The organism is Mesorhizobium sp. M7A.F.Ca.ET.027.02.1.1 (assembly GCF_004022985.1).
Lineage (GTDB): Bacteria > Pseudomonadota > Alphaproteobacteria > Rhizobiales > Rhizobiaceae > Mesorhizobium.
This window is the reverse complement of the sequence record NZ_RZOL01000311.1, coordinates 1-7,378: the sequence shown is the minus strand read 5'-3', so window position 1 is coordinate 7,378 and position 7,378 is coordinate 1. Positions and strand designations below refer to the sequence as shown.

The window sequence follows — 7,378 nt, the reverse complement described above, 5'->3', positions numbered from 1 at the left end:
CTACAGCCGTCATGAATCGTAAGGATCTCGACAGAGCCCGCATCGAGCGCGAAGCCGCCGCCCAAGCTCTTTTGGTGCGTGTCGCTAAGCTTCAGGAGGCTCTGGACGAGCAACGCGAGGCCACTGTTTCTCTTGCCCGCGACTTGGCAGCGGCGCGCGGGGACAACGACAGGCTCAGGACTGAGCGCCGCAGCGCGCAGATCGAACCGCCCCTGAAGCCGCGTTCTGGCCGCGCGGCAGCCAGCCAGGTGACGGCCGTCAGCAAGAAGACTGGCAAGGTTCGCAACCCTTCGCGGATGATCCGGGTGCGTTCGATCACACTTCCTTACTCGCTCTTGCCAAGACACGCGACACCACAGTGATTCCGACTGCGCGGTCCCTTCCGTGGAAGGCCATCTTTGATGCCCCGCACCCTTGGTAACACACCCGAGGCCTGCTGCCATTTCGGCCAAAGATGAATGGCCTCTCGAATTCACCCTGCTTCATCAGCGAGGTGTTCTGCGCGGTTCGCTATGTCAGGCCGATCACGCTGCCTGTCGCGTCCAATTCGCATTGGACCGCCGCCTGCCGTGTTTCCACGTTGCCTTGCCGCACATAGTCGATGCTGACCTCGATAGGGGCCGAGATCGTCGCCCGACTCAACTGATGTACGACGCCCGCGCTGGCGACGCGCACGCTGGTCGCCCCAAACGGAGCGGCGGCCGACTCGATGGCATCATGGCAGGCCCGAACGACTTTATCCGGGACGCCCGGCAGCGCCTCGGTTCGGCTGACTGTTGATTGAGTGTTGCTGTCGCTGGGAGGCTGGAGAGCGGCCGGCAGGTCGAGCGACTGTCCGCCCCTTGCGGACGCAACAGCAGTAGCGGCGGCCGGACCTACCGTCCCAGGGACTGTCGCAGTGCCGCTTGTGCTGGTCTCGCCGTCGTCCGCCGACGAACTGGAGCCGCCGGGGTCATCGCTAGTCCCTTTCTGCGAGCCGCCGTGGTTGCCGCCGGCGTCATGACCTCCGCCGCCACCATGGCCACCAGAACCATGGCCGCCGTTGCCATGCCCTCCGCCCTGCTGACCACCGGTTGCAGCTCCTGCGCAAACTACCGCGATCGAGCAAGCTAAGACGAAATACGCACAGGTGAATCCACACGATTGACGCACGACAACCTCCATGGATGCGTCGGTCCAACCGTCTTTCCGCGGCTTGCAGTCAGAACGGCGCGAACCGCCGCTGCCCCCGCGGCAACCTCGCGATTGCCGCGCCCCCGAAAGAACTAGGGGATCAATCCGGTGTATCAAGGATACTTGGCTGGTAAGCACCGGTGAGAGATCGCTTGGCTGGCGAGTGCCGTATCACTCAGTCGATGCCGACCGTGGATGACGCCGCAGACGCCTTCGTGATCCAATGGCCGGAGTCCGGCGATTGGCCTGGCCGAGGCCCCGGCGAATGCAGAGATCAGCGAATAGGCTTACCGCGCTTCAGGTCAGCGCACCTCCTCCGAGTCATCGGCGACAGCCACGCGATGTCGGGTGGGATGGCCTCCAAAAGGCCCCGCGGAGGCACGAAAAAGCGTTCGCTTGAGCACTCGCCCGCCATGCGAACCATGGCGGGCCAGACGGATCACCCCGCCTCAGCCGACCCGCACGACAAAATGCTTCGTCACCGGCTCGATGATCTTCCAGGTTCCTTTGAAATCGGCTTCCACCACGAAGGCATCGCCGGGGCCGACCTCGACCGGTGTGCCGCCGTCCGGCGTGATGATGATGCGGCCGGCGATCATGTGCACGAACTCGTAGTCGGTATAGGTGGCGTGATAGGTGCCGGGCGTCGCGCGCCAGGTGCCCGACAACACCTTGCCGTCCTCGGTCGTGTGCTGGACGGCGGTTTGCATGGTCGGCTTGCCCTCGACGACGATCCAGCCAGCCAGATCGCCGGCGTCCGCGTGTTCGACGGTGCCGAATTTGAGGATTGTCTCGCGGGTCATGTGCTGGGCTCCGTTTGGTGGATTGCGTGGCGTTGTTTGCCTGGCCGGTCAGATAACCGATGCACCTGCCGCGAGCAATGCCGGCGCCATACGGCCGGCACCTTGGCTGACGGTGCATCAAACAAAAAACCCGCCTGTGCGGCGGGTCACTGGCGCAAGTCAGCACCATAGGCAAATATGTACCATAGCTGAGGTCACCGCGTCAAGAAAAAATTCCTATCTCGGAAAAATGGCGGCACAAAAGCCGCCAATACCGGCTGCCTCGAGGCCTGTTGTTAATCTGAGTTCGGCACCCTGCCCTGTGGCGCACGCCGCGTCCTTCGGCCCTCGACGGGCGGGTCAGGGTTTGTGCCGCGCCGAGACGAGTTCCGCCTTGCGCCTTGCCGTCTCTATTCCCAGACCGATGAAAGCACGCGCGTGCTTGGCCAGCGCCATGTTGTCCGTCCACAGATTGCGCCAGATCGCGGTCTTCTTCGACAGGTTCTCATCGACGATTTCCGAAGAGAAGGATTCGAAGCTGAGGTCGTCGCTGTAGCCGATAGCGGTCAGCGCATCGAAGATCGCGGCGAAGTCGATATTGCCGGTGCCGAGGAAGCCGCGATGGCTTTCGCCGATATGGACATAGCCGATCTTATCCGCGGCATGACGGATGGCCAGCCCGACATCGGCCTCCTCGATGTTCATGTGGAAGGTGTCGAGATGCAGGAAGATGTTGTCCGAGCCTGTGTCCTCGATGAAGGCCAGCCCTTGCGCGGCGGTGTTGAGCAGATTGCTTTCGAAGCGGTTGACGATCTCGAGGTTGAGCGTGACGCCGGCCGCCTTGGCTGTCTCGGCAACCTTGGCCAGCGTGCCGGCACTGCGCTGCCATTGATCGCGCGTCGGCGCCTCGACCTGCAATCCGTGGCTGGTCGAGAGAATGCCGGCGACCTTCCGGCCGCCGAGATCGCGCGTCAGCGCGATGGTGTCGTTGAGGATTTCGACGCCGCGCGCGGCAATCGCCTTGTCGGCGCTCGAAATGTCGCCATCAACAGGCAATCCGATGCTGATCGCGACGCCGAGGCCAAGATCGGCAATGCGCCCGGCGAGCCCGCCGATGTCGACATTGGCGGGGTCGAGATAGGAGAATTCGATGAGGTCGAAGCCGGCCTCCCTGGTGTTGGCCAGCGTGCGCTCGAGATCGGCCTGAGCCGAGCCCACCGACCAGACAAAAGAATGGATTCCAATACGCGACATCATCGTCTCCGGCTTCTGCGCATCGGCCCCATGGGGAACCGATGCCTGGACAAGACGTGCGGCCGGGTGATCCCGGCCGCACGCTGCTGAGGGACGTTTAGCGGGCCGCGGTCCAGCCCTTGTAGTCCTTCAGGTTCTCGGCCGTGATCAGCTTCGGGTCGAGCAGCACGGTCGGCTCCGCCGGCTTCTTGCCGGCCAGCAGTTCGGCCGCCATCGTCAGCGACTGGCCGGCCATCACGTAAGGATCCTGCGAGGCCGAGGCCTTGATCATCGAGGTGCCGGAGGAGAGTTCCTTCTCGATATCGGGCGCGCCGTCGACGGCGGTGAAGATGAATTCCGAACGGTTGAGCTGCTTGGCCGCAAGCTGGGCGCCGATCGCCGTCGGGTCATTGATGGCAAACACCGCATCGATCTTGTCGAAGCGGGTGAGCAGCGACTGGAACACCTTCAGGCCGCCGTCGCGCGAGCCTTCGGCATTCTGGTCGTCGGAGAGGATCTTGATGTCGGGATGCTGCGCCAGCACGTTCTTGCAGCCCTTCACCCGCTCCAGGATCGAGGACGATGCCGGTCCGTTGAGGATGACGTAGTCTCCCTTGCCGCCGGTGTGGTCGATCAGGTACTTGCAGGCCTCTTCGCCGGCCTTGACGTTGTTGGTCATCACGGTGACGTCGGCGCCCGGCGCCGAAACGTCGAAGGCGGCAACGACGATACCCGCAGCCTGTGCCTTCTTCACCGCCGGCGCGATCGCCTTGGCGTCGACGGCATTGAGCATGATCACGTCGACGCCGGCGGCGATGAACGAATCGACCTGCGAGACCTGCTTGTTGAGGTCATAGTCGGCCGACACCGAGGTCACCTCGACCTTCGGGTTGATCTTCTTGGCCGCGTCCTCGATGCCCTTGATGGTGGCGACGAAGAAGGGATTGCCGAGCAGGCCGACCGAGATACCGACCTTGTTGAGGTCCTTGGCCGAAGCAGGCGCGATGGCGAGCGACGCGAGTGCGACGCCGCAGAGCAGTTTGGCGATGGTCTTCATTGCTTTCCTCCGATTGCCCCGCGCCTCTCACGGTGCGTTACACAAACCGGTCGTTGACGCCGGCGACTAAGGTCAATCACGTTCTTGCTCCTGCCTGGAGCCTGTAGCGGTCGAGGGCGACCGCCACGATGATGACCAATCCCTTGATGATGTACTGCCAGATGTCGGAGACACCGGCCAAGATGAGCCCATTGGAGAGCACCGCGATGATCAGGCCGCCGATCAGCGTACCCCAGATCGAGCCGACGCCGCCGACGAAGCTGGTGCCGCCGAGGATGACCGCGGCAATGGCGTCGAGTTCGTAGGATTGCCCGAGCTGCAAGCCGTTGGCTGCGTAGAGCCGGGCCGCCGACATGGCGCCGCCAAGACCGGCCAGCAGGCCGGAAACGCCATAGACGAAGAGCAGCACCAGCGGCACCTTGATGCCGGTCAGCCGCGCCGCTTCGGCATTGCCGCCGACGGCATAGATCCAGGTGCCGAGCACGGTGCGCTTGAGCACCAGCCAGGACAGCACAACCACCGACAGCGCGATGATGACCAGCCACGGAATGCCGAACAGCGAACCGTTGCCGATGAAATCGAACGGCAGGTCCGAGTTGAACACCGTGGTGTCCTGGCCGAGCAGGCGGGCGACGCCGCGCACCGCGGTCAGCGAACCCAGCGTGACGATGAAGGGCGGCAACTTGATGTAGGCGATGAGCAGCCCGTTGATGAGGCCGAAGCCGAGGCCGACCAGAATGGCCGCCGGCACGCCGAGCAAACCCCAGTCCGGCGCCAGCGACACCATCACCGCCACCATCGCCGATGCGGCGAGGATGGCGCCGACGGACAGGTCGATACCGCCGGTCAGGATGACGAAGGTCATGCCGGCCGCCAGCACGATGTTGATCGACGACTGCTGGGTGACGATCAAGAGGTTGGTCTCGGTCAGGAAGCGGGGGTTCAGGAACTGGAAGCCGGCCGCCAGCAGGATCAGCACCGGCAGCATGCCGAGGGCAGCGAAAGCCGTGCGCAACCGTCGGCTTGTGCCGGTGGCCTGGCCGCCTGCGCTGATCTCGGTCGCCTTGTCGGTCATTGCTGAGCCGCTCCCGTTGCAAGTTCCATGATTTTCTCCTGGCTCAGCGGCTCGCCTTGCGATGCCGTCACCTCGCCCGATATCGTACCGTCGCGCATCACCAGCACGCGGTCGGCGACGCCGATCACCTCGGGCAGTTCGCTGGAGATCATCAGGATGGCGATGCCCTGTTTGGCGAGATTGTCGATCAGCCGGTAGATTTCCGATTTCGCTCCGACATCGACGCCGCGGGTCGGCTCATCGAGGATGACCACCTTCGGCTCGGTTTCGAGCAGGCGGGCGAGCAGCACCTTCTGCTGGTTGCCGCCGGACAGCGAGCCGGCATTGGCCTGCACCGAACTGGTGCGGATGGAGAGATCGGCAACGGCCCTGGAAGCGCGCCTTTCGGCGGCCGCGAAGTCGCGCAAGCCACCGGCATGCGAATCCCGCGCCAGCACGCCCATGCTGATGTTGTCGGAAATCGACATGTCGAGGAACAGGCCGAGTTCCTTGCGATCCTCGGTCAGATAGGCGATGCCGGCATCGAGCGCCTCGCGCGGCGAGCCGATGGTTACAGGTTTGCCGTCGAGTTCCAGCGTGCCTGACACGCGCCTGTCGGCGCCGAAGATCAGCCGCGCAAGCTCGGTACGGCCGGAGCCGACCAGACCCGCCAGCGCCAGCACCTCGCCCTTGTGCAGGTCGAACGAACAGTTTTTCAGGAGACGGCCGTCGGACATGCCACGCACCGAGAGCGCCACCGCGCGCTTTTCGTCCGGCGGCCGATGATCCTTCTTGTAGAAAGCCGACAGATCGCGGCCGACCATCATCGACACCAGGCGCGAGGCGCTGAGGTCGGCACGCTCGAGCGTACCGACATAGCCGCTGTCGCGCAGCACACTGACGCGATCGGCAAGCTGGTAGACCTCTTCCATGCGGTGACTGATGTAGATGATTGCGATGCCTTGCGATTTCAGCGTCGCGATGACCTCGAACAGCCGGTCGGTCTCGCGCGAGGTCAGCGACGTGGTCGGCTCGTCCATGACGATGATGCGCGCATTGGTCGACAGCGCGCGGGCGATCTCGACCAATTGGCGCTCGCCGAGCGACAGGCTGGAGACCATGTCGCGGGCCGAAAAGGAGACGCCCAGACGCGCGATGATCTCCCTGGCGCGCCGGGTGCACTGGTCGCGGTCGACGATACCGAAGCGTCGCGGCTCGTTGCCGAGGAAGATGTTTTGCGCCACCGTCAGATTGGGCGCCAGCGACAGCTCCTGATAGATCACCGCGACGCCGCTGGCGCGCGCCTTGATCGGATCGCCGGTCGCGGCCGGCATGCCGTCGATCAGGATCTCGCCGCCGGCATCCGGCCGATAGGCGCCTGAAAGCACTTTCATCAATGTCGACTTGCCGGCGCCGTTTTCGCCCATCAAGGCGTGCAGCTCGCCGGCGTGGACGCTGAGCGAGACATCGTGCAAGGCACGGATGGTGCCGAACGTCTTGGAGATGTGCCGCATCTCCAGCACCGGCTGGCGCGCGGTCTCGGCCCTGGCAATCGCACTCATCGCGCGCCTCCCACTGCCGCATCAGCGACGCCGCGGTCCATGGTGGCGTCGCGCCAATTGCTGCGATAGCCTGCCAACCCGGTGAAACGCGATGCGCGCACCGGCTCCGGAACTTCGGCGGCGAATTCGCGCCCGACGCTCTCGAAGGCGAGCGCCGCGGCACCCGTGGCGCTGCCCTCCAGCGTGGCGCCCTGCAGGAAGGCCTGGCCGGGACGCAACTGCGCCAGCAGCGCGGCGAGCAGGCCGCCCGTGTTCAGCCCGCCGTCGACGATCACCGTGTTGTTCGAATGGATGAGGTCGAGGCAGAGATCGACCATCAGCGCGACGTAGAGCAGCGCCGCGGCCGCGCGTTCCTCGGCATTGGGCGCGCGCCCGACCAGTCGGCCGGAATGCCCCGACATCGGCCCGCCTGGCGCAAAGCTCGGCAGCGCCATGATGCCGGCGTCGATCACCCGCTGCACCACTGGGCCGGCGATCTCGCCTTGCCAGCCGGCGCTGATTGTTGCGAATTCGCGCC

The 7,378-nt window shown here is 64.7% G+C and carries 6 protein-coding genes and 2 pseudogenes; 1 reads left to right on the top strand and 7 read right to left on the bottom strand.

Annotation, left to right across the window (positions count from 1 at the left end; all coding sequences use genetic code 11):
- Window positions 1-362 (top strand): annotated as a pseudogene (locus tag EN749_RS26360) (hypothetical protein); the annotation flags it as partial.
- 148 nt (window positions 363-510) lie between these two features.
- Here the strand turns inward: EN749_RS26360 and EN749_RS37830 are convergent.
- From EN749_RS37830 to EN749_RS26325, 7 genes and pseudogenes are all read right to left on the bottom strand, one after another.
- Window positions 511-675 (bottom strand): hypothetical protein, encoded by a 165-nt coding sequence (locus tag EN749_RS37830; RefSeq protein ID WP_164895614.1) that lies wholly within the window; start codon window positions 673-675, stop codon window positions 511-513.
- A 947-nt stretch (window positions 676-1,622) separates the two neighbouring features.
- The gene (locus EN749_RS26350; RefSeq protein WP_127266678.1) at window positions 1,623-1,976 is read right to left on the bottom strand and encodes a cupin domain-containing protein; all 354 of its coding nucleotides are present in this window, start codon (window positions 1,974-1,976) and stop codon (window positions 1,623-1,625) included.
- A gap of 339 nt (window positions 1,977-2,315) precedes the next feature.
- Window positions 2,316-3,209 carry a sugar phosphate isomerase/epimerase gene (locus tag EN749_RS26345; protein WP_128364259.1) on the bottom strand — a complete coding sequence of 298 codons (894 nt, stop codon included), beginning with the start codon at window positions 3,207-3,209 and terminating at the stop codon, window positions 2,316-2,318.
- A gap of 97 nt (window positions 3,210-3,306) precedes the next feature.
- Window positions 3,307-4,245, bottom strand: a complete 939-nt coding sequence (locus EN749_RS26340; protein WP_128288228.1) for an ABC transporter substrate-binding protein — start codon at window positions 4,243-4,245, stop codon at window positions 3,307-3,309.
- A 76-nt stretch (window positions 4,246-4,321) separates the two neighbouring features.
- On the bottom strand, window positions 4,322-5,320 hold the full coding sequence (locus EN749_RS26335; RefSeq protein WP_127809116.1) for a ribose ABC transporter permease: 999 nt from the start codon (window positions 5,318-5,320) through the stop codon (window positions 4,322-4,324).
- Entirely contained in the window at window positions 5,317-6,861 is a 1,545-nt protein-coding gene (locus EN749_RS26330) for a sugar ABC transporter ATP-binding protein (protein ID WP_127809115.1), read from the bottom strand. Before EN749_RS26330 ends, EN749_RS26335 begins: the two co-directional genes overlap by 4 nt.
- Window positions 6,858-7,378 (bottom strand): annotated as a pseudogene (locus tag EN749_RS26325) (carbohydrate kinase); the annotation flags it as partial. The pseudogene EN749_RS26325 and the gene EN749_RS26330, both read right to left, overlap by 4 nt.